This is a genomic window from Pelagicoccus sp. SDUM812002, assembly GCF_031127835.1.
GTDB lineage: Bacteria > Verrucomicrobiota > Verrucomicrobiia > Opitutales > Opitutaceae > Pelagicoccus.
Genome location: NZ_JARXHX010000089.1, coordinates 1 through 1288 on the forward strand (window position 1 = coordinate 1; position 1288 = coordinate 1288).

The following is a 1288-nucleotide window of genomic DNA, read 5'->3' on the forward strand; positions in this document are numbered from 1 at the left end:
CTCTAGGTCAAGAAGTCTAGTTCACTGTTCGAGGATGTTGCCTCCTTCGGATCCAAAACTCTCTCAATATAATTTTCTTCATAAGTGGCTAACGCCAAGCACAGACGACGAGCGCTTGCGCTCGTTGTCTGCTGCGCTTTGTTCGACTATTTTAGTTTAAATGAATGGTGTGTTTTCTCGGGGAATTCGATGCGGATGAGGTCAGCCAGCTTGGATGCTTGTCTCTTCAGATCGTTTGCGGCTGATCTAGCAGATTCCGCCAAATTCTGTGTTTGGTCGGTGATGATAATTTTATCGTGTACCTTTACGAGGGTTTCGATTTTTCCCGAGCTGGGGTCGACCTCGGTTATTGCTCCTTCATTTCCTTTTCTAATATCTAGGTTTCTTTCCTCAAGTGCTGACGCAAAATCGAAGTAGTGCGACTCAGCAAGTCTCAGATCCTGAATGAACTGTCCATGTCCTCTATCTGCAAGGTATGCAAGAGACTTAAACTCTACGGGTTCAGGGTGAGTATAGAAAAAAATCATACGTTCTGAAATCTCGTCCATGATCTTCGTTCTAGCTTCATTGAGGTGTTCTCGACAGAAACACTCAACGGAGTTCAGTCGCGCTATGAGTAGAAAATAGGCAGCAGTCGCTGCTGAATACTCACGATCGTTTCTGTCTTTTTTATCTTTTTCGTTTTGAAACCAAAAAGCCGCTGTAGCACCAGCTAACGCTCCGAAAAGAGCGACGAGGAAGTTTCCTATGAGATTGGATTCCATTTTTTATTCGTCGAACGTGAAGTCCATACGCGAGGGCTTCAGTGATGTTTTGGGGTGAAGTTTGGGTTAGAAATGTCCTTGCTGGTTCCGCAACTCGGGCGCTTGGCCCGAGTTGTATGGGACGCCTTGTTAGTCCCATCGTTTCTACTCATCGGTTGGGTTCTCTTTCACTTCGAATTTCGTTTAGTTCCAGTCGAAAAAATTTTCCGTCGGCCTTCGGCCTCCACGTCCAACCGCCTGGAAGTTCTCGACGCTTCCTTATCGAAAACCGAAGCTAGAGTTGTTCTGGAACGTTTGTTTAATAAGTCTCTTTGTTCAGTCGTTTTTCGTCTCCGTAGTTGAATCGTGAATATGTCGTGGTCGCACTGTTCGATGAAAACGCCTCCTTCGATTCGAGAACCTCAAAAATCCATATATTTTTTCTTTCGACTAACGTGAAAGCCATACGCGGAAGTCAGCGCGGAGCGCTGGCTGGAGTTGTATGGGCTGCCTGGTTGGCACAATTTTTAGTAGGATATTTTATC

General features: G+C 45.6%; 2 protein-coding genes. One reads left to right on the plus strand and one right to left on the minus strand.

Annotated elements, in window-relative coordinates:
• Positions 1-146 precede the first annotated feature (146 nt).
• A complete protein-coding gene (locus QEH53_RS23790) occupies positions 147-764 on the minus strand; it encodes a hypothetical protein (RefSeq protein WP_309025732.1) in 618 nt (205 codons plus the stop codon).
• Positions 765-1102: 338 nt separating this feature from the next.
• Between QEH53_RS23790 and QEH53_RS23795 the strand changes: the two genes are divergently transcribed.
• Positions 1103-1288 (plus strand): hypothetical protein (locus tag QEH53_RS23795; RefSeq protein ID WP_309025733.1); only part of this gene is annotated, 186 nt, incomplete at its 3' end.

Bases quoted from the DNA above. Each gene is read 5' to 3' on its own strand.
- QEH53_RS23790 (WP_309025732.1), bottom strand. From the start codon at position 764: ATGGAATCCAATCTCATAGGAAACTTCCTCGTCGCTCTTTTCGGAGCG.